The sequence below is a fragment of the Mesorhizobium sp. ES1-3 genome (assembly GCF_020164795.1).
Taxonomy (GTDB): Bacteria; Pseudomonadota; Alphaproteobacteria; order Rhizobiales; family Rhizobiaceae; genus Mesorhizobium.
This window is the reverse complement of record NZ_JAIUGW010000009.1, coordinates 133,990-153,936: the sequence shown is the minus strand read 5'-3', so window position 1 is coordinate 153,936 and position 19,947 is coordinate 133,990. Positions and strand designations below refer to the sequence as shown.

At 62.8% G+C, this 19,947-nt stretch carries 25 protein-coding genes; 12 read left to right on the top strand and 13 right to left on the bottom strand.

The genetic code is table 11. The annotated features are described in order from the left end of the window. Nucleotides 1–62 precede the first annotated feature (62 nt). Complete coding sequence (locus LB536_RS15140) at nt 63–524, bottom strand: hypothetical protein (protein WP_224593838.1); 462 nt, start codon at nt 522–524, stop codon at nt 63–65. A 361-nt stretch (nt 525–885) separates the two neighbouring features. On the opposite strand from LB536_RS15140, the gene LB536_RS15135 reads away from it, so the two are divergent. After that, nucleotides 886–1,050, top strand: coding sequence for a hypothetical protein (locus LB536_RS15135; RefSeq protein WP_140755132.1), 165 nt, complete (start codon nt 886–888; stop codon nt 1,048–1,050). A gap of 51 nt (nt 1,051–1,101) precedes the next feature. On the opposite strand, the gene LB536_RS15130 is transcribed toward LB536_RS15135, so the two are convergent. Beyond that, the gene (locus tag LB536_RS15130; RefSeq protein ID WP_140755134.1) at nt 1,102–1,608 is read right to left on the bottom strand and encodes a DUF1993 family protein; all 507 of its coding nucleotides are present in this window, start codon (nt 1,606–1,608) and stop codon (nt 1,102–1,104) included. A 138-nt stretch (nt 1,609–1,746) separates the two neighbouring features. On the opposite strand from LB536_RS15130, the gene LB536_RS15125 reads away from it, so the two are divergent. Next, nucleotides 1,747–2,796 carry a DUF1176 domain-containing protein gene (locus tag LB536_RS15125; protein ID WP_224593836.1) on the top strand — a complete coding sequence of 350 codons (1,050 nt, stop codon included), beginning with the start codon at nt 1,747–1,749 and terminating at the stop codon, nt 2,794–2,796. 29 nt (nt 2,797–2,825) lie between these two features. Here LB536_RS15125 and LB536_RS15120 read toward each other — a convergent pair whose 3' ends face one another. The 7 genes from LB536_RS15120 to LB536_RS15090 form a co-directional block, all read right to left on the bottom strand. Further along, nucleotides 2,826–3,677 carry an alpha/beta hydrolase family protein gene (locus LB536_RS15120; RefSeq protein ID WP_224593951.1) on the bottom strand — a complete coding sequence of 284 codons (852 nt, stop codon included), beginning with the start codon at nt 3,675–3,677 and terminating at the stop codon, nt 2,826–2,828. Between the two features lie 251 nt (nt 3,678–3,928). After that, on the bottom strand, nt 3,929–5,539 hold the full coding sequence (locus LB536_RS15115; protein ID WP_224593833.1) for an NTP transferase domain-containing protein: 1,611 nt from the start codon (nt 5,537–5,539) through the stop codon (nt 3,929–3,931). Then, nucleotides 5,536–6,240 carry an XdhC family protein gene (locus LB536_RS15110; protein WP_140755140.1) on the bottom strand — a complete coding sequence of 235 codons (705 nt, stop codon included), beginning with the start codon at nt 6,238–6,240 and terminating at the stop codon, nt 5,536–5,538. The genes LB536_RS15115 and LB536_RS15110 overlap by 4 nt, the downstream gene beginning before the upstream one ends. A gap of 6 nt (nt 6,241–6,246) precedes the next feature. Next, nucleotides 6,247–6,585: an XdhC family protein gene (locus LB536_RS15105; protein ID WP_127280086.1), complete on the bottom strand. Its 339-nt coding sequence runs from the start codon at nt 6,583–6,585 to the stop codon at nt 6,247–6,249. 48 nt (nt 6,586–6,633) lie between these two features. After that, nucleotides 6,634–7,884, bottom strand: a complete 1,251-nt coding sequence (locus tag LB536_RS15100) for a vWA domain-containing protein (protein WP_224593825.1) — start codon at nt 7,882–7,884, stop codon at nt 6,634–6,636. A gap of 5 nt (nt 7,885–7,889) precedes the next feature. After that, nucleotides 7,890–8,819: an AAA family ATPase gene (locus LB536_RS15095; RefSeq protein WP_224593824.1), complete on the bottom strand. Its 930-nt coding sequence runs from the start codon at nt 8,817–8,819 to the stop codon at nt 7,890–7,892. Next, on the bottom strand, nt 8,816–9,343 hold the full coding sequence (locus tag LB536_RS15090) for a flavin reductase (protein ID WP_224593949.1): 528 nt from the start codon (nt 9,341–9,343) through the stop codon (nt 8,816–8,818). The genes LB536_RS15095 and LB536_RS15090 overlap by 4 nt, the downstream gene beginning before the upstream one ends. 178 nt (nt 9,344–9,521) lie before the next feature. On the opposite strand from LB536_RS15090, the gene LB536_RS15085 reads away from it, so the two are divergent. Both LB536_RS15085 and LB536_RS15080 read left to right on the top strand, forming a co-directional pair. Continuing rightward, the gene (locus LB536_RS15085) at nt 9,522–10,595 is read left to right on the top strand and encodes a branched-chain amino acid ABC transporter substrate-binding protein (protein WP_224593823.1); all 1,074 of its coding nucleotides are present in this window, start codon (nt 9,522–9,524) and stop codon (nt 10,593–10,595) included. After that, entirely contained in the window at nt 10,595–11,620 is a 1,026-nt protein-coding gene (locus LB536_RS15080; RefSeq protein WP_224593821.1) for a P1 family peptidase, read from the top strand. Before LB536_RS15085 ends, LB536_RS15080 begins: the two co-directional genes overlap by 1 nt. Nucleotides 11,621–11,629: 9 nt before the next feature. On the opposite strand, the gene LB536_RS15075 is transcribed toward LB536_RS15080, so the two are convergent. Continuing rightward, nucleotides 11,630–11,884 (bottom strand): DUF2171 domain-containing protein, encoded by a 255-nt coding sequence (locus LB536_RS15075; RefSeq protein WP_140812878.1) that lies wholly within the window; start codon nt 11,882–11,884, stop codon nt 11,630–11,632. Nucleotides 11,885–12,091: 207 nt separating this feature from the next. On the opposite strand from LB536_RS15075, the gene purB reads away from it, so the two are divergent. Next, nucleotides 12,092–13,399 carry an adenylosuccinate lyase gene (gene purB, locus LB536_RS15070; RefSeq protein ID WP_224593818.1) on the top strand — a complete coding sequence of 436 codons (1,308 nt, stop codon included), beginning with the start codon at nt 12,092–12,094 and terminating at the stop codon, nt 13,397–13,399. Nucleotides 13,400–13,594: 195 nt separating this feature from the next. Here the strand turns inward: purB and LB536_RS15065 are convergent, their stop codons facing one another. Beyond that, nucleotides 13,595–14,407 (bottom strand): VOC family protein, encoded by an 813-nt coding sequence (locus LB536_RS15065; protein WP_140812880.1) that lies wholly within the window; start codon nt 14,405–14,407, stop codon nt 13,595–13,597. Between the two features lie 245 nt (nt 14,408–14,652). On the opposite strand from LB536_RS15065, the gene LB536_RS15060 reads away from it, so the two are divergent. Beyond that, on the top strand, nt 14,653–15,207 hold the full coding sequence (locus LB536_RS15060) for an RBBP9/YdeN family alpha/beta hydrolase (RefSeq protein WP_224593815.1): 555 nt from the start codon (nt 14,653–14,655) through the stop codon (nt 15,205–15,207). A 103-nt stretch (nt 15,208–15,310) separates the two neighbouring features. On the opposite strand, the gene LB536_RS15055 is transcribed toward LB536_RS15060, so the two are convergent. Further along, on the bottom strand, nt 15,311–16,084 hold the full coding sequence (locus LB536_RS15055) for an HpcH/HpaI aldolase family protein (protein ID WP_224593812.1): 774 nt from the start codon (nt 16,082–16,084) through the stop codon (nt 15,311–15,313). Nucleotides 16,085–16,193: 109 nt separating this feature from the next. Continuing rightward, nucleotides 16,194–16,514 (bottom strand): DUF1476 domain-containing protein, encoded by a 321-nt coding sequence (locus LB536_RS15050; protein WP_224593809.1) that lies wholly within the window; start codon nt 16,512–16,514, stop codon nt 16,194–16,196. 277 nt (nt 16,515–16,791) lie between these two features. Between LB536_RS15050 and purC the strand changes: the two genes are divergently transcribed. The 6 genes from purC to LB536_RS15020 all read left to right on the top strand — a co-directional run bounded on the left by purC (nt 16,792) and on the right by LB536_RS15020 (nt 19,944). Next, entirely contained in the window at nt 16,792–17,586 is a 795-nt protein-coding gene (gene purC, locus LB536_RS15045) for a phosphoribosylaminoimidazolesuccinocarboxamide synthase (protein ID WP_013532127.1), read from the top strand. A gap of 43 nt (nt 17,587–17,629) precedes the next feature. Then, the gene (gene purS, locus LB536_RS15040) at nt 17,630–17,872 is read left to right on the top strand and encodes a phosphoribosylformylglycinamidine synthase subunit PurS (RefSeq protein WP_140755162.1); all 243 of its coding nucleotides are present in this window, start codon (nt 17,630–17,632) and stop codon (nt 17,870–17,872) included. Nucleotides 17,873–17,890: 18 nt separating this feature from the next. After that, a complete protein-coding gene (locus tag LB536_RS15035) occupies nt 17,891–18,145 on the top strand; it encodes a hypothetical protein (protein WP_224593806.1) in 255 nt (84 codons plus the stop codon). Further along, nucleotides 18,142–18,810, top strand: coding sequence for a phosphoribosylformylglycinamidine synthase subunit PurQ (gene purQ / locus LB536_RS15030; protein ID WP_224593803.1), 669 nt, complete (start codon nt 18,142–18,144; stop codon nt 18,808–18,810). The genes LB536_RS15035 and purQ overlap by 4 nt, the downstream gene beginning before the upstream one ends. A gap of 64 nt (nt 18,811–18,874) precedes the next feature. Continuing rightward, entirely contained in the window at nt 18,875–19,540 is a 666-nt protein-coding gene (locus LB536_RS15025) for a glutathione S-transferase family protein (protein WP_224593800.1), read from the top strand. After that, entirely contained in the window at nt 19,537–19,944 is a 408-nt protein-coding gene (locus LB536_RS15020; protein WP_140812886.1) for a hypothetical protein, read from the top strand. The genes LB536_RS15025 and LB536_RS15020 overlap by 4 nt, the downstream gene beginning before the upstream one ends. Nucleotides 19,945–19,947: the final 3 nt, after the last annotated feature.

The window sequence follows — 19,947 nt, the reverse complement described above, 5'->3', positions numbered from 1 at the left end:
ATAGGAAAAGCGAAGGCGCTCTCCAAGCCTCGCCGGGCCGACTTTTGCATGAGCGGAGACGGTTAGCGGCGTGCGACGGCCACGGCGCGGCGCTTGGCCTCGTCGATCAACATATTGGCCACCTGCATGCGGATCATGGCGCGCTGGCGCAGATGCGGGGCAACGCGGTCGGGATGGTTGGCGAAGGCAAAGCTGCGGCGCATGCGACCGAAATCGGCAACGCCCTTGGGTTGATTCAGTCCCAGTTCGACCGCGATCGATTCAGGATCGATCGGCGGCAATGTTTCCTCCGGCTTCGGCTCTTCGCCAGCCAGGGCCAGCCTGGCCTGTTCGAGCAAGGCGGCGAATTCGCCGGCTAGATCGGCACCGGCCTCGCGATATTCCGCGGCAGATACCTTGATGCGGCCGGAATGGAGTTCATCGGCGACCGAGAGATAATCGAACGGGATGGATGGGCGCGCGCCGGTCTCCGCGCCCTCGATGCCGTCGCCCTTGTCGGAGGCGACGAAGAGGTCGTCGAGCAACGAAGCGAAATCACGCTTGGCGCTGGTAGCGATGTCAGCCTCCCGCTTGCCTGACTGTCTGGACTACAGAGTAGAACCGGCTCGTTAAAAATACATGCCACCGATGTGAACGAATTTAGCCGTTGCGAGGATTGCGATCGAGGATCAATGCTCCTCAAACGAAGAAGCCGGACTGCACCTTCATGCAGTCCGGGATGTGCCAGCTTCGAAGCCTACGATTGGCGCCGCGCAAGAGTTTCACCGGGCCGCAAAAAAATTCTAAAAATCATCCGGACATGGCAGGCATGCAAATGCTGCACTGCACAATCTTCACGATTCACCTATACTGTCTGGCGTGGAGGACCAACCAGGAGCCTGAACCATGGGTTTCTTCACGGAAATGTTCGCCCGGCCGCGCCCGCAGGAACATCAGAGATATCGCGCGGCGCTCGCACTGCTTTATTCCATGAGCAACGCCGAGCGCGCCGACATCGGCATCAAGCCTGCCGATTTCCCGCGCATCGCCCGCGAAATGTCCATCCGCTAGGCAGGTGGCGAGATGTCCCGGATCGATACGGGACATCTCGAACGTCACTCCTCAACGCGATCCCAGGAATGTCGCCTTTCCCAGCGGCACGCCATTGTGGCGAAGGATGTCGTAGGCGGTGGTGAGGTGGAAATAGAAGTTGGGCATGGCAGCGTGCAGCAGATACTGCATGCCGCTCAATGTGGTTTCCCGGCCCCCCAGCTTCAACTCGATCATCCTGTCATCCGACCCGTCGATATCGGCTGCCGAAAAAGTCGCCAAATAGGCGACAGTCTTGGCGATCCTCGCTTCGAGTTCGGCAAAGCTTGCTTCATTGTCCTCGTATTTCGGCACTTCGCGGCCGGCCAGACGTGACGGCGCGCCCTTGGCATGGTCGGTTGCGATCTGCACCTGCCGGGTCAGCGCGAACATGTCGGGCGCGAGCCGCGCCGTCAAAAACACCTGCGGATCGATCTTGCGGTCAAGCGCATTCTGTTCGGCTGCCGCCAGCACACTGGAAAGTGCCTTCAGCCTGGCTGAAAACACGGGCACGGATGCCTCATACATCGATATCGTCACGTCAGATCTCCTGTCCGGCAGGAACGCCGGCGGGAACCTAGCGCCCTCAGGCGCGATTCTTCAAGCTGAAGCCGCACGGCGTCACCACGTCGCCGCAATCGCCATGGTAGAATCTTCGTTATCGAGTGGAGATTCCCGATGAGACGCGTCCTTCTGGCAGCGACTGCCCTTCTCTCCCTTGCCACGACAGGCCAGACGGCATTGGCCGCCGGCGATACGCCCGAAGCGCCTTACGTCGATGATCGGTCGAGCGCGGATGCGGTCGTCCGCTCTCTCTACAGCGCCATCAACCGCCATGAATTCGCCCGCGCCTGGGGCTACTATGGAGATACAAAGCCGGCAAAGGATTTCGATACGTTCGTCAAAGGCTATGACGGCACCGACATGGTGGAGGTCAAGACCGGTCCGATCTCGGACGAGGGCGCGGCGGGCAGCATCTATTACAACGTCCCGGTCGCCATCCAGGCAACCGACAAGAAGGGCGAAGCGAAGGTCTTCGCCGGCTGCTACACGCTGCGCCAGGTCAATGCCCAAATCCAGGCGCCGCCCTTCCAGCCGATCTTTATCGACAAGGGGGCGCTGAAGCCCTCCACCGCGGATTTCGACGAGGCGCTGCCGCCAAGCTGCGGCGACGGTCCGCCGCCGCCGAAGAAGGATGCCGCACTGGAACAGACCAAGAAGGCCTTTCTGGCTGGCTATGCCGACCAGTGTGACAAAACTCTTCTAGCCAACGAGCCGGAAACTTTCTCGATCAAATACAGGGACAAGGACGCGGCCGCCGGCGATCCCGACCGGGAAACGCGGCTTTTTCATTTCGCCTGCTCTACCGCGGCCTATAATGAAAACTCCATCTACTACATGAGCGATGATGTATCTGGTGTCAGGCAGTTGCAGTTCACCGAGCCTGAGATGGATATCCGCTACGTCAACAACGACAGCGAGGGCAAGGTCGAGTCCATGCACATTGTCGGCTTCCGGACGACAGGCTGGGCGACCAATTCCGACTATGACAAGGATGCCCACACGATCACCACCTTCAACAAATGGCGCGGCGCCGGCGATGCCTCGTCATCGGGCACCTATCTGTTCCGCAACGGCGATTTCTCGCTGGTCCAGTATGATGTCGATGCGTCCTATGACGGCGAGCAGAACCCTGAGACAGTCGTCGACTACAACACCGCGCCCTGAAAATACCCCGGGCTTGCAGTCAGCGTCGTTCAGGGCGCCTTCGACAGCATCCAGTTGAGCGTTCCACGCCAATCTGCCATGCGGATTGGCGTCCCATGGGTGCCGGTTTCGAAGCGGACAAAACGGGTTGGATAGGTTTTGGACTTGGCGAGGATGGAGCGGAAGAAGGCCTCCTGGTTGGCAACGGGAAAGACCACGTCATGGCTGCCCTGGCCGAAGAAGACCGGCACCCGGCGTTTGAAGGCGGGGCTGGCGAAAAAGCTCTGGTCCCATAGCGAACCCAACAGCAGCAAGCCGTTGATGCGGCCGCCAGTATCCTTGCGTGCGGCAAGCTTCCAGCACAGCGCCCCGCCCATCGAGCCGCAGGCGACGAAGATTTTCGCGCCCGGGGACTGTTCGGCATAATGGTCGATCAGGGCCGCGACCAGCGCTGCGCCCTTGTCGCCGAAATCAGGAAAATCAGGTGTGATATAAAGCCCGCCATTGCCGGCCATCAGGTTCTTGAGGCGGTTGAAATTGCCGCCGAAGGTGAAGTCGTCCATGCCTTGCTTGCGGCTGCCGCCCTGCCCGTGCAGATAGAGCACGATGATGCGAGCGTTCGTCGTGTTCCCAACCGCGACGTGCCTGACATCGCCAACATCGGTCTTCAAGAGCAAATCCTGCTGTGCCTTGCGCACGCCAGTGTCGGTGTACTGGGCGTGCACGCGCTTTTCCGGCACCTCGTCGCGCTGGTTGATGTCGCGCATTTCACGGTAGTCGAGGACGGTGTAGGCGCCGTCGCTGTCGGACGAGAGCGTCGCCGGATAGGCGAAGAGATCGTCCTTGAAGGGTTTGAGCGTGAGAACATCAGCGTAGGCCGCGATCGGAAACAAGAAGGATATTGCAAGCAGAAATGCAGGGACAGCGCGAGGCGCCCCCCTCTGGCCTGCCGGCCATCTCCCCCTCGAGGGGGGAGATCGGATGTCACGATGGCTTTCGCCAGTCGCTAACGCCGGAGCAAATATCGCGACGCGGAAGCTGCCAATCTCCCCCCTTGAGGGGGAGATGTCCGGCAGGCCAGAGGGGGGTAGGCGGCGGCGAAGCAAGAAAGGGAATGCCATACCGAAGGCATGCGGAATACAGGCCGGGTTTGTCAATCCTGCAGCACACCGCCCGCGCCTTCGAGCGCCTCTCGGGTGTCGACATCGACGGACGCGCCCTCGCCGATCTCGACATCGATGACATCGAGCCCCTCGGCCTCGACCAGATGGCGTGCGCCGGTATCGCCTTCGAGATGGGCGACGGCCGCGAACAACGAGCGCGGCAGGAGCACCGGATTGCCGCGTTTGCCTTCATGCGAGGCGCGAACCACGGAATTGCCTCCGGCCGCGCGGAACGCATCGATCAGCCGGTCGAGGTCGCCAGGCGCCACGCCGGGCATGTCTCCAAGAACGATCATTGCACCGGCGACGTCTTGCGGCAGATAGGCAATTCCGGCCTTCAGGGACGTGGACAGGCCATCGGCAAAGTCGGGATTGTCGGCGAAGGTGACGTCGAGGCCAGACAAGGCCGCGCGCACCCGCTCGCGCTGATGGCCGGTGACGACGATCGTGCCCGAAGCCTTCGAGGCGAGCGCGCGTTCGGTGGTGCGGCGCACCAGCGGTTGGCCGTCGAACAACGCCATCAGCTTGTTCGGTCCGCCCATGCGGCTCGACCGGCCCGCCGCCAGAAGCACGATCGCGACCTTGAGCCGGTTTTTGGCCGGCAGCGGCTCGCGCGGCTGCGGCCGCGTCGGTATCTCCATCAGCAGGCCGCCGACGCCCATGCCGGCGATGTCGCGCGCGGTGACATCGAGGCCGGCAATCAACCGGTCGAGCACCCAGTCGAAGCCGTTCTCCTTGGGGCTGCGGGCGCAGCCAGGCGCGCCGATGACGCGCTTGCCGCCGAGTGTGCCGAGCACCAGCAGATTGCCGGGATCGACCGGCATGCCCGCGCGGATGACAGTCCCCCCGGCTCTCCCGATCGCCGCCGGAACGACGTCGGCGAAATCGCTCATGGCCGAAGCCCCGAAGATGATCACCATGTCGTTGTCGCGCGCCAGCGCGATGGCCGCCTCGGCGACAGGGCCAATCTCATGCGGCGTGCGGCGCTCCGCCGTCAGCCTGCCGCCCGAGCGCGCCAGCCTGGCTTCGGTGACGCGCAACGTCTTGTCGAGCACACCAGGTTTAGTGCCCGGCAGCACTGTCTGGATGACACCGACACGCACTGGCCGAAAGGCGTTGACGGCAAAGATTTCTCCGCCGGCGCAGATTTTCATCACGGCGTCGACCAGTGCGGAAGAGACCGCGAAGGGAATGATCTTCACCGTCGCGACCATCTGGCCCTTCTCGACCGGCGCGTGCCGGGCCAGTGTGGCGATGGTGATGGCGGGATCGACGGCATTGATGGCGTCGATGACAGCGGCATTGACCGTGAAGATACCTGCCGCCCTGGCGTGGAGATTGACCCGACCGGTGGCGGCAGGCTTCGCCTCGATGCCCCCAAAGGTCATGCTCTGCGCAATTCTTTGCGCCGCGGCATCCTCACCGAGATCGTCCGGAGCCAGCACGGCCGCGACGACTTGCGAGATACCGGCCCTTTTGAGTATGGAGACATCTTCGGCGCTCAGCCTGTGCGCCTTGCGAAACCGCTTTTCGCCGGCGGTGGTGGCATGGGCCAGCACCGCCCCCTCGGCCGCCTCGATCGGGATCGGACCGAATTTCACGCCGCCGCGCCTTTCGCATCCAGGCCGCGCGAGCGGAAGGCAAGGATGGTCTGCGCGAGAATGGCGACGGCGATCTCGGCCGGGCTTGCCGCCCCGATGTCCAGCCCGATCGGCGCGTGGATACGCGCGATCTGGTCGGCACTCGCGCCCAGCGCCAGCAGACGCTCGACGCGCTTTGCATGCGTCTTTCGGCTGCCGAGCGCCCCGATATAGAAACAGTTGGCGTCGAGTGCCGCCTTCAGCGCGAAATCATCGATCTTCGGGTCATGAGTGACGGCGGCGAGCGCGGTGTAACTGTCGAGCGGCTGGCGCTGCAGCACGTCCTGCGGCCAGTCGGCATGCAAGGCGACGTCGGGAAACCGGTCCGGTGTGGCGAAGGCAGTGCGCGGATCGATGATCTCCAGCGGATAGCCGGCGATCCGGGCCATCGGCGCGAGCGCCTGACTGATATGCACGGCGCCGATCACTACCAGGCGCGGCTGCGGCAGATGCGCATTGAGAAAGAAGGTCCGTCCTTCCGCTTCGACGGAGCCGGAATTGCCGGATCGAAATGCCCTAGCGATCGCCGCTCCGAGATCACCGGCGACCTGATCGCCCTCCCGCACGATACGACCGCGACCATCACCGAGATCGGTGACGAGGATCGCCGCGCGGCGGGCGCGTCGTTCGGCATTGAGCGTTTTCAGCGCATAGGGATCCATCCGAGGTCAGCCCAATCGCTCGACATAAACCTTGATGCGGCCGCCACAGGACAGGCCCACCTGCCAGGCCGTCTCGTCGGCAACTCCGAACTCGAGCATTCTGGCCTTGCCGGAGCCGATGACGTCGACCGCCTCGGTCACGACGGCACCCTCGACGCAGCCACCCGAAACGGAACCATGGAAATTGCCATCGGCATCGATGACAAGGTGGCTGCCGACGGGGCGTGGCGCCGAACCCCAGGTCTCGACCACGGTCGCGATAGCGACATCCTTGCCGTCCTTCATCCAGGCTTCCGCGATGATCAGCGGGTCGCGGGCCTCATCGAGATAAATGCTGTCGCTCATCGTTGCTTCTTTCAGGATCTGTTTTTCCAGGGTTCGGGAAACATATGGCTATGCGGCGTGCCTCGCGCCAGCACCCATCCACCGCCGCGGATCGACCGAAAGCGCCGATTTCTTGTCGAGCGAGGCGCAGAGATCGGCGAGCGCGTCGAGATTGTGCACCGAGCGGAATTCGTCGACATGCGGCAGCATCGCCTTGACGCCCCGGGCGCGCGCCTGAAAACCATCGAAGCGCAACAACGGATTCAGCCAGATCAGCCGCCTGCAGGATTTGTGCAGCCGCTCCATCTCTTCCGACAAGCCCACGACATCGTCGCGCTCCAGTCCGTCGGTAATCAGAAGCACCAGCGCGCCCTGTCCCAGCACGCGTCGCGACCATACAAGGTTGAACTCGGCCAGCGTATTGCCGATGCGCGTGCCGCCCGACCAGTCCTTGACCGCCGCCGAGCAATCGGCAAGGGCGGCATCGGGATCGCGGTGGCGCATCTGCCGGGTCAAATTGGTCAACCGCGTGCCGAAGACGAAGGCGTGCACGCGCCGGCGCTTTTCCGTCAGCGCGTGCAGGAAATGCAGGAAGATGCGCGTGTACTGGCTCATCGAACCGGAAATGTCTGCCAGTACCACCAGCGGCGGGTGTGTTTCGCGGACCGAGCGGAATTTCGGCAGGATCAATTCACCGCCGGTGCGCGCCGCCGAGCGCATCATGGCACGTGGATCGATGCGGCGGCCGTGTGCATCGACCTTGAACCGCCTCGTCCGCACCATGTCGAAAGGCAATCGCAGCTCGGCGATAGCCTTCTTGGCATCGGCCATCTCGGCAGCGTTCATCTGCGCGAAATCCTTGCCCCGCAACACCTCGTTGCCGGAGAACGTGAAGCGGGCATCGACCTCGATCTCCGGGATTTCCTGAGGCGTCTGGTTCTTCTGATGACCCTCGAACATCGCCTGGCTGACGCGGTTTTCGGCCGCGCGCGGCTTCTGCTTCTGCCTGACGTCAGGCGCCACCGGCGAAAACATCCCCAGCAGCTTTTCGATCAGTTCGCGCGATTTCCAGAACAGCCTGAAGGCTTCGTCGAAGGTCGGGTGATCCTCGTGCCTGGACACCAGAACGGCGTGCAGCGTCCAGTAGAAATCATCGCGTGAGCCGATGCCGGCGACGAGCACCGCCTCGATCGCGTCCTTGACCGAGGCCGGCCCGACCCGCATACCGGCCTTGCGCAAGGTGCGGGCAAAATAGACGATGTTGTCGGCGATCCGGCCGTCCTCGGTCGCCTCTCTGGGGTCGGGACGCGACGTCTCCATTACCGCTACTCCGCCGCCGCGAGCTCGGCCTTGACCTCGTCGAGGATGCGCCGGCCCTCACCCGCACCGATGCGGGCAATGTCGTCCTGGTATTTTAGCAGCACGCCGATCGTGTCGGACACGGTCTCCGGATCCAGCGCCACCTTGTCGAGTTCGGTCAGTGCACCGGCCCAGTCGATGGTCTCGGCGACGCCCGGCATCTTGAACAGCTCGAGCTGGCGCAGCTTCTGGATGAAGGACACCACTTCGGCCGAAAGCCGCTGGTTGGCCCGAGGCACCTTGCGGCGCACGATCTCCAGCTCGCGTTCCGCATTGGGATAGTCGACCCAGTGATAGAGGCAGCGCCGCTTCAGCGCGTCGTGGATCTCACGGGTGCGGTTGGTGGTGATGATGACGATTGGCGGCTCTTCCGCCTTGATCGTGCCGAGTTCAGGCACCGTCACCTGGAAGTCGGAGAGGATTTCGAGCAGGAAAGCTTCGAACGCCTCGTCGGTGCGGTCGAGCTCGTCGATGAGGAAGACCGGGGCCGCGCCCGTCTTGCCGGTCAGCGCATCGAGCACCGGCCGGCGGATCAAGTATTTTTCGGAGAACACATTGCGTTCCATGGCGGAGCGCTCGACCTTGCCGGCAGCCTCCTCCATGCGGATTTCGATCATCTGTGCGGCGTAATTCCATTCATAGACGGCCGAGGAGACGTCAAGCCCTTCATAGCACTGCAGGCGGATGAGCCGGCGGCCAAGCGCCTCGGCCAACACCTTGGCGATCTCGGTCTTGCCGACGCCGGCCTCGCCTTCGAGGAAAAGCGGCCGTCTCATGCGCAGCGACAGGAAAAGCACCGTTGCCAGCGACCGGTCCGCGACATAGTCCGCGCCGGTCAGCAGATCGAGCGTCTCGTCGATCGTCCGCGGCACGGCGCGCGGTTTCAAGTCGCTCATTCTTTCTCCGTGGGTGCGACCGCCCCACTTTCCAGGATGTGGTAGCCGCGCGCGTGATAGATCAGCGGCCGCAAATTATCGCCCATGCGCAAGCCTGTCACCTTGCCAAAAAGCACACGATGGGTGGCAAGGTCCTTGGTGTCGATCAGCTCGCAGTCGAATACGGCGAGTGCGCCCTTCAGCGTCGGCGCGCCGGTGGAAATCACGTCCCATTCGCCGAGCGCGAAGCGCTCTTCGACCGGCAACCCAGTCATACCGGAGAATCCAATCGACAGTGGCTCCTGGTGCGAAGCCAGCGTGTTCAAGGCAAATTTGCCGTTCTTCACGAACGGCTCGTTCTTGGGGTTTTCACGGTTGAGGCAAACCAGGATGGTCGGTGGCGTGTCCGACACCGAACAGGCCGCGATCACCGTCGCGCCACGCTTGCCGGCGGGTCCGTCGGTGGTCACCACATGGACGTGACCGGCAAAATGGCTCATCGCGTCGCGATAGGCCTGCGGTCCAATATCATTCTTCTTCAGCACCGGAAGTTTTCCATGGCCATTGTTCGCCTGACATATATGGCCAGACATCACATGCCACAAGCGAAGTGCTTGGCCCATATCCCGAATTCGCGTGTTGCACCAAGGCCGGACAGCCTTTAGGTCTTGGCGGGAATTGGCGCTGCGCGCGTGTCGCGGGCTTGGAGGACGGTTCGGCAGGATGCGATCCGGGGCAACGATATCCATCGCACTGGCCTGGCTGTTGCTGACCGGTGCCGCCGGCGCCCAGACGCTCACGATCGGCGTCGCCGCGCCCCTGTCGGGGCCATCAGCCATTCTCGGCAGGCAGATCGAGGCCGGCGCCCGGCTGGCGGCAGAGGCGAACGGCATCCAGATCAAGACCGTGGATGACGCCTGCACCGGCGACGGCGGCGGCGCGGCGGCCAGGGAGTTCGTGGCAGCCAAGGTCAACGTCGTGATCGGCTTCCTCTGCACGCAGGCGATCGAAGCGGCGATGCCTGTCCTGAAGGACGCCAGCATTCCGGTCATCACCGTCGGCGTGCGAACCGAAAGCCTGACCGACCGCCGCGCCAAGACGGGCTGGCCGGTCTATCGCCTCGGGCCGCGTGGCGATGACGAGCGCAACGCTGTCGCCTCCAACCTCACCCGGCTGTGGCGTGACGAATTGTTCGCCATCATCGATGACGGCACCATCTATGGCCGCGAAATCGCCGAGACATTTCGCGCAGCGGCGGAGCAGGCAGCGCTGAAACCGGTCTTCGTCGACACGTTCCGGCCGCAACTCGACAACCAGATCGGCCTGGTCGGGCGGCTGAAAAAGGCCGGCGCTACGCATGTCTTTGTCGGAGGCGACGGCGACGACATCGCCATCATGGGGCGCGATGCCGCCCAACTCCAGACGGGCATCGTTCTTGCCGGCGGTGAAAACCTGCGCACGCCGCCCGGCGACATTCCTTATGCAACGGGCACGCTGATGATCGCGCCGCCCGAATGGGCCGATGTCGCCGACCCAAAAGTTTTGGAGAGCTTCTCCGCGCAAAAAATCGTGCCGGATGGCTACGCCTTGCCGGCCTATGCGGCGGTCGAGATCGCCAAGGCAGCGGCGGTGGACACCGCAAGCTCCGGTAAGCCGCTGACCGACGCACTCACCGGGCATGATTTCACCACGGCGATCGGGCCGGTCCGATTCGACGCCAAGGGCGACCTCAGCCAGAGCCCCTACCGTGTCTTCCGCTTCGACGGCACCCGCTTCGTGCCCTTGGAAAACAACTGATGTTCCGTACAGGCCCGCGCAACCTCATATCAGACGTTGCCGGCCTGCGCGTCGGCAATGCTTCCGATGCCAGGCTGAAATCCGGCGTGACGACTGTCCTTTGCGACGAGCCGGCGGTGGCGGGTGTGCAAATCCTTGGGGGCGCGCCAGGCACACGCGAGACGGATCTGCTGGAACCGCACAATGCTATCGAGACAATCCATGCCGTCGTGCTGTCGGGCGGTTCGGCTTTCGGCCTCGATGCTGCGTCCGGCGTGCAGGCCGCGCTGCGCGAACGCGGCATCGGCTTCGAGGTCAGCGGCTTCCGGGTGCCGATCGTGCCGGCGGCAATCCTGTTCGACCTGCGCAATGGCGGCGACAAGGACTGGGGCCGTTATCCACCCTATCGCGACCTCGGCTACGAGTCGGTACAAGCTGCGGCCGTCGATTTCCAACTTGGCACGGCCGGCGCCGGTACCGGTGCGCTGACTTCGGGCCTGAAGGGCGGCCTGGGGTCCGCCTCGACACTGCTCGACAATGGCGTCACCATCGGTGCGCTGGCCGCCGTCAACCCGACCGGCTCGGTGACCGTCGGCCGCACCCGCCATTTCTGGGCGGCACCCTTCGAAATCGGCGATGAATTCGGCGGGCTCGGTTATCCCTCGCCCATGCCCGAAGACGCGAAGCGGATCTTGCTGAAATACCGCGACAAGGATCACGGGCGGCAGATGGAAACGGGCGGCAACACGACCATCGCCGTCATCGCCACGGACGCGATCCTCACCAAGGCCGCGGCGAAACGCCTGGCGATTTCGGCGCATGACGGCTTCGTGCGGGCTATCTGGCCGACGCATACGCCGGCCGATGGCGACTTGGTGTTCGCCCTGGCGACCGGCAGGAGTGGGATCGAACTCACCGCTGACGCCGCAGTCGATCTCTACGCCGCCGCTGGCGCCACCATGGCGCGCGCCATCAGCCGTGGCGTGTTTGCCGCGACGCCAGCCGGCAACGATCTGTTTCCCGTCTGGTCATCGCGCCTCGGCTGAAGCCTTCGATCAAATCGGATCGGATTTCTCTTCCTCGAACGTCACCGCGACATCGGAATTCGCGGACAGCCACACCTTCTTGCCGTCGACCTCGGCAACCAGGGCCAGGGAAATATAGTGGTGATGGCCTTTGTGAGCGCCCTCGCCGCTGTCGGCCTTGGTCAGCTTGATGCGCTGGCCATCGACCTTGTCGACGGTTCCGATATGCACGCCATCGGCGCCGACGACTTCCATGTGCTCACGAATTTTGCTGGTGTCGGTCATGTCAGGTTCTCCATTGGGGTGGTTGCCATTGGGACTGCCGACAATAACAAATGGCGAGCGGATTGGATGCATCGGCTGTGGTCCGCACGACGTTTTGATTTCTATTTCCGCTTGGCCAGCCTCTGTTTGCGCGGCAGCAACGTTGAGCATTTTGCCCGCCTCTGTTAGGACGCGGCCAACGCAACGCGAAGCTGGAAATCAATCCGTATGATCCCTCGCTACTCCCGGCCGGAAATGGTCGCCATCTGGTCGCCCGAAACCCGGTTTCGCATCTGGTTCGAAATCGAGGCCCATGCCTGCGATGCGCTGGCCGAACTGGGCGTTATCCCCAAGGAAGCGGCCAAAACCATCTGGGAAAAGGGAAGCGCGGCGGAATTCGACGTCGAGAAGATCGACGCGATCGAGCGCGTCACCAAGCATGACGTCATCGCCTTCCTCACCCATCTTGCCGAATTCGTCGGACCCGACGCGCGCTTCATCCATCAAGGCATGACGTCCTCGGACGTGCTCGACACCTGCTTTGCGGTGCAACTCACCCGCGCCAGCGACATCCTGCTCGCCGACATCGATGCGTTGCTTGCCGCACTCAAGCGCCGCGCCTTCGAGCACAAGGACACCGTCACCATCGGCCGCAGCCACGGCATCCATGCCGAGCCGACCACCTTCGGCATCAAGCTGGCGCAGGCCTATGCCGAATTCTCGCGCTGCCGCGAGCGGCTGGTGCACGCGCGCGAGGACATCGCCACCTGTGCGATTTCAGGGGCGGTCGGCACGTTCGCCAACATCGAGCCCTATGTCGAGGAACATGTGGCTCAAAAGCTGGGACTGAAGCCGGAACCGGTATCGACACAAGTGATCCCGCGCGACCGCCACGCCATGTTCTTCGCCACGCTCGGCGTCATCGCCTCCTCGATCGAGCGACTGGCGATCGAGGTCCGGCACCTGCAGCGCACCGAAGTGCTGGAAGCGGAAGAGTATTTTTCGCCGGGCCAGAAAGGCTCGTCGGCGATGCCGCACAAGCGCAACCCGGTGCTGACCGAAAACCTCACCGGCCTTGCCCGCATGGTGCGTTCCATGGCGCTGCCGGCGATGGAGAACGTGGCGCTCTGGCATGAGCGCGACATCTCGCACTCCTCGGTCGAGCGCATGATCGGCCCGGACGCCACCGTGACGCTCGATTTCGCGCTGTCACGCCTGACCAGCGTCGTCGACAAGCTGGTCGTCTATCCCGAGAACATGCTGAACAACATGAACAAATTCCGCGGCCTGGTGCATTCCCAGCGCGTGATGCTGGCGCTGACGCAGGCTGGCCTGTCGCGCGAGGACTCCTACCGGCTGGTGCAGCGCAACGCCATGAAAGTATGGGAACAAGGCGCTGATTTCCTTGAGGAACTTCTTGCCGACAAGGAAGTGACAGCCGCGCTGCCGGAGGCGCAAATCCGCGAGAAATTCGACCTGGGCTACCACACCAAGCACGTCGACACGATCTTCAAGCGGGTGTTTGGAGCGGCGTGAGCTTTCCTTCTCCCCGTTTACGGGGAGAAGGTGCCGGCAGGCGGATGATGGGCAGCGCCAACTTCGGCGGTTAAAGCTACTCATCGCATTGTGTCAGAAACGACAACCTTGCAACCTCGGCGCCGCCCCTCATTGCCCTGCCGGGCATTTCTCCCCGTATAGCGACGGGGAGAAAGAAGCTGTGTTGACGCCCAATCAAGCCTTCCCAGGCACGGTCCTGATCACCGTGCCCCAGGGGTCCTCACGGGTCGTTGCGCTGCTCACATTGTCCGAACGCATCTCGACCCAGGCAAGGCCGGAGCGGGACGGGTCGCGGCGGCCAGCGCCGGCGCTCTGCCAGGCATTGGCGCCGATGTGGTGATGGTAATGGCCTGACGACAGGAACACCGCCTGGCCGCCATATTTGGCCACCGTGTCGAACCCGAACTCCTGGTTCCACCAGGCTTCCGCCTCTTCCGGCCTGCCGACGCGCAGATGGACGTGGCCGACAATGCTGTTTTCCGGCGCTCCTTGCCAGCCCGCGTCGCCGGCCGGCACTTCGGCAACGACAGAAGGAATGTTCATCCGCTCGGTCGCCATGGCGATCTTGTCGCTGTTCCATTTCCAGTCCTGCGGGCGGCGGTCGGCATAGATCTCGATGCCGTTGCCCTCGGGATCGGTCAGGTACAGCGCTTCGCTGACCAGATGGTCCGAAGCCCCCTCGATGGCGATCTTGTCTGCGATGGCGTGGTTGATCCAGCGGCCGAGATCGGCGCGGCTGGGCAGGAGGAATGCCGTGTGGAAGAGGCCGGCGCTGCGCGGATCGTCTGGCTTGGCGGACACGTCCGGTTCAAGCACCAGCAGCGGACGGTCGGCTGCGCCCAGGGTGATCGCGCCATCGGCACGGCTCAGTTCCTGCAGGCCGACAACCCGTCGGTAATAGGCCGCGAGGCTTTCGGCATCACGCGCCTTCAGCCCGACCCGGGCGACGCTCACCGGCGTGGTGGCGGCAAATGGCAGTTCGCTCATCATTGTCTCCGTTGCGGCAACGTTTCGCGAAGTTCCCAAAGCCAGGAGCCCGGCGCCGCCGATCATTGTACGTCGTGTCAGCGCCAAAATCCCGGTCCTCCACGGCTGTTTCTTTCCCAACAGACATCGTCGATCGCCATCGTTCACACAAGAGACCGAAAAGCGAACATGGTGTTCACCATTGCGAGCGCAGGGCGCGTCCATCAACGGTTGCATCAGACAATCGCCCTCGCTATCTCAGCGCCATGAAAGTCAAAGACGCAGATATTCTGATCATCCCCGGATACACCAATTCCGGACCCGAGCATTGGCAGACTCGCTGGCAATCGAAGCTGTCGACGGCGCGACGCGTGGAACAGGCGGAGTGGTCGAAGCCGGTGCGCGAGGACTGGACGGCGAGCGTGGCCAAGGCGGTCAACGAGGCGCAGAGAGCTGTCGTTCTCGTCGCCCATTCACTGGGAGTGGCCGCGGCCGTACAGGCCATTCCACAATTTCAAAAGCCGGTCGCCGGCGCCTTCTTCGTGGCGCCGCCCGACGTCGCCAACCCCACGATCAAACCGAGGCATCTGATGACCTTCGGCCCTTATCCGCGCGAGCCGCTGCCGTTTCCGTCGATCGTGATCGCCAGCCGCAACGATCCCTTTTGCCCCTTCGAGGTAGCCGAGGACATCGCCGGCGCCTGGGGCTCGCTGTTCATCGACGCCGGCGAGACCGGTCATCTCAGCGAGGATTCAGGTTTTGGCCCCTGGCCCGAGGGATCGATGACCTTCGCCAAGTTCCTGACGGACCTGAAGGCTTAGAGCGGTTCAGCGCTTGATAGAATCGCCGACCCGCTCTAACTCTTTGTTTTCACGCAATTCCCTAGGGAAAGCGCCACGCGCTTTTCCTGGAATTGCTCTGGCGTCAGGCGCCAATCGAATCCTTGATGCCCTTGAGCAAGGTCTTTGCTCCCAGCGAAATCAGCGCATGCTCGGAGCCCGTGGCGAGCAGGCGGTAGCCCATCGACACGACGCGGCCGGCGATAGCCGGTTCGACGACGTAGATCGCCGCATGCTTGCCGGCCTTGCGGGTGCGCTCGGCAACCGAGGCCACTGTCTCCATCATGCTTTCCAGCGTGGAATTGACCGTGGCGCCGTTGGTCCAGGCGATCGAGAAATCGGATGGCCCGAGGAAAATGCCGTCGATGCCCGGCGTATCGAGGATGCCGTCGAGCGCATCGAGCGCGGCGCGCGTCTCGACCATCGCAAACGCCATGGTACGCTGATTGGTGTCACGCAGCCATTCGGCATAGTCGCCCTTGCCATGGCGGGGGAAGGCATAGGTCGGGCCCCACGAGCGCTCGCCGAGCGGCGGATATTTCATGGCTGCGGCGAACAGCTTCGCATCGGCCACCGAGTTGACCATCGGCGCAATGACCGCTTCGGCGCCGAAATCGAGAGCCCGGCTGGCCATGTCGAAACGGCCAACGGGAATGCGCACCAGCGCCGGCTTGCCCACAGCCAGTACCGGTGCCAGGCCGCGCAGGACGCTGTCCTCGTGATGGCCGCCATGCTGCATGTCGAGTGTGACCGCATCGAAGTCCTGCCTGGCGAGGATCTCCACGGTCAGGGCATCCGGCACGCCCGACCAGGCGGTGACCAGTGTTTCATCGGCGGCAAGACGGGACTTCAGGGACATCTAATCTCTTCCTTGTTAACGCCGGCAGTTTCAGCCGGAAACCGCCGCAAAGGCAAAGAAAAACCGCCCGGGTCGGCCGGGCGGTCGATTGGTCCAGTAAGAGGCCGGATCAGGTGTTCCTGATCTGCTCGATCGCCTGCGCCATCAGTTCGTCCATGGTGCGGCGGATCTGGTGATCGGACTGGTCGACGCCCGCAGCGTCGAAATCCTTGCGGATCTTGCGGAACACGTCATGGTCCCCGGCTTCCTCGATGTCGGAAACAACGACTTCCCTGGCGTAGGCGTCGGCGTCAGGGCCGGATTTTCCGAGCTTTTCGGCGGCCCACAAACCAAGCGCCTTGTTGCGCCGCGCCGAGGCCTTGAACCGAAGCTCTTCGTCGAGTGCAAATTTGCGCTCGAAGCCCTCTTCGCGGTCTTTCATGCTGCTCATGGCGTCCCTCCGGGTCAAATCCGATTCGTTGGCGGGTGAATATGTGTGTTACCGAAGCACAAACCAAAAGGTCGCGGGCCGGTCAATATGCTTCGTCATATGCTGCGCTGCGGCATTTCAGTCCCGAAAGCGGTTGATTGGAAGGATTTGCCGATTGAGCAAACGGTGTGATTGGGATAGACCCGGCATTGAACGTCACCGTCGCCGCATTAATTCAGGCGGACGGGCAGGAAGTGGTTCGCTTGCCGCCTGCCCGCAAATCCAGAGAAAAATTCAAATGAAAAATCGCCGCCGCATTTATGAAGGCAAGGCCAAGATCCTCTATGAAGGACCCGAGCCGGGCACGCTGATCCAGTTCTTCAAGGACGACGCAACCGCGTTCAACAAGAAGAAGCACGAGGTCATCGACGGCAAGGGCGTGCTCAACAACCGCATTTCCGAATACATATTCAACCATTTGAACCGCATGGGCATTCCGACCCACTTCATCCGCCGGCTCAACATGCGCGAGCAGTTGATCAAGGAAGTCGAGATCATCCCGCTCGAAGTGGTGGTGCGCAATGTCGCCGCCGGTTCGCTGTCCAAGCGCCTCGGCATCGAGGAAGGCACCGTCCTGCCGCGCTCGATCATCGAATTCTACTACAAGGCCGACGCGCTCGACGATCCGATGGTTTCGGAAGAGCACATCACGGCGTTCGGCTGGGCAAGCCCTCAGGAGATCGATGACGTCATGGCGCTCGCCATCCGCGTCAACGATTTCCTCTCCGGCTTGTTCATGGGCGTCGGAATCCAGCTCGTCGACTTCAAGATCGAGTGCGGCCGCCTGTTCGAGGGCGACATGATGCGCATCGTCGTGGCCGACGAGATTTCGCCGGACTCCTGCCGCCTGTGGGACGTGGCGACGCAGGACAAGCTCGACAAGGACCGTTTCCGCCGCGACATGGGTGGCCTCGTCGAGGCCTATCAGGAAGTCGCCCGCCGCCTCGGCATCATGAACGAGAACGAGCCGCCGCGTCCCACCGGTCCGGTGCTGGTCGCCTCGACCGACGGCCTCAAAGGCAAGCCGCACTGACAGCGGCTTGCAACCCGATATTCAGAACAGGAGCACGTCCAGCGTGATCAAGGCCCGCATTACCGTCACCCTCAAGAACGGCGTTCTCGACCCGCAAGGCAAGGCAATCGAACACGCGCTGTCGGGACTGGGCTTCGAAGGCGTCGGAGCGGTGCGGCAGGGCAAGGTGTTCGACGTCGAACTGGCGGAAAGCGACAAGGCCAAGGCCGAAGCGGACCTGAAAGCCATGTGCGACAAGCTGCTGGCGAATACGGTGATTGAGAATTATAGTGTGACGCTTACCTGAGGTTGTGTCGGAGGCAGCATGCCGGAAGTCACGAATGAGTTGATGTTCGAGCTGCTGAAGCGCGTGCATCACGAAATTGGTGAGCTTCGTCAGGACGTTTCCGAGACGAAACGGGAATTGAGTGTTATGCGGGGTCACATGGTGGCAACGCAAAGTGACATCCATAACATCTATGGCATTCTCGCCCGCCAGGATGATCGACTTGAACGCATAGAACGCCGTCTCGACCTGCGCGAACTTGCCGAAGCTCAGAGGCCTTACGAACCAAAATGAAATCAGCCGTCGTCCTTCTCCCTGGCCTCAACCGAGACCGCGACATGATCGCGGCGCTGACCAAGATTTCCGGACAGGCGCCGGCAACCGTGTGGCAGACCGACACCGAAATCCCCGATGTCGACCTGATCGCCATTCCGGGCGGCTTCTCCTTCGGTGACTATCTGCGCTGCGGCGCGATCGCGGCACGCATGCCGGTGATGCGGGCGGTCGCCGAAAAGGCGGCCAAGGGCGTGATGGTGATCGGCGTCTGCAACGGGTTCCAGATCCTGGTCGAGGCGGGACTGCTGCCCGGCGCGCTGATGCGCAACACCTCGCTGAAGTTCGTCTGCCGGCAGGTCAAGCTCGAAATCGCCAACGCCAACACCATGTTCACCCGCCGCTACCAGCCGGGCCAGATCATCCGCTCGCCGGTGGCGCATCATGACGGCAATTACTTTGCCGACGCCGACACGCTTGCCCGTCTCGAAGGCGAAGGCCAGGTGGTGTTCCGCTATGCCGAAGGCACCAATCCGAACGGCTCGATCAACGACATTGCCGGCATCGTCAGTGAACAAGGCAATGTGCTTGGCCTGATGCCGCATCCCGAGAATCTGATAGAGACGGCGCATGGCGGCAATGACGGCAGGGCGCTGTTCGAAGGCGCCTTGGGCGTTGCCGCTTGAAGTTTGCAACCGCAACCTTAAGAATTGCGGCAGTTCAAAATCATAGCGTGAGGGAGAGACGGTCATGAAACTCTATTCGCGGCCGTTGTCGCCCTACTCGTCGATCGTGCGGGCACTGGCCTATATCAAGGACGTGCCGCTCAAGATCATCGCGCCGCCGCCGGGTTTTCCGATCCCCGAGGAGTTTCGCGCCATATCGCCGATGAACCGGATTCCGGTTCTGATCACCGGCTCGGGCGAAACGATCGTCGAATCGGTGGTCATCGCCGAATATCTCGAAGAACGGTTTCCCGAACCGGCGCTGTTGCCGCCCGACTCGAAGGACCGCGCGCTGGTGCGCATGTTCGCGCGCATCACCGATCTCGATGTACTGACGCCGACGATGAAGCTTTTCGAGCTGCATTTCGTGCCGAAGCGCAACACTGCCGAGATCGACGCCCAGTTCGCCCGTCTCCACCATGGGCTGGCGGCCATCGAGGCACGCATGGCGCAAGGCCCCTTCGCGCTCGGCAACGACATCACCCTTGCAGATGCCTGGCTGACGCCGACACGGTTCATCCTCAACAATTTCCGCGCCATGACAGGCCGCCACGACCTGCTCGACGCCTATCCCAAATTCGATGCCTATCAGCAGATCGCCTCGCAGCATCCCGCATTGTCCAGGGTATGGGGCGAGATGACCGACGGCTTGAAGATCTTTCCGTCCGAACTCGAAATGGGTGCCGCTTGATCAAGAACAGGACGATCGCCCTGATCGCCGCGTCAGGCTTTGCCTTGGCATCGTGCCAGTCGAGCCCCAAGAGCACGCCCGTGCCGTCGGGCAAAAGTGCGGCGCTGCTGGCGATGGAACAGGTGGCGATATCGGCTCACAAATGCTGGATCGCCAGCAAGGATCCAGCCTTCAAGCAGTATCAGATGGCCAATGAGTTGAACTCGTTCAGCGGCCAGCCGCGCTTCCTGCTGGTGCCGGCCAAGCACTATGGCGGCAAACCCTTGCTGGTCGTGCAGGCGCAGGGGAATTCAAGCCATGTCGACGTCTTCGGACCGTTGATGAACGACCCGCTTGGCGCACGCATCAGCTCGGATGTCGCGCGCTGGCAGGCCGGCAATCCGGCCTGCGCAGCCACAGCCTGAGCC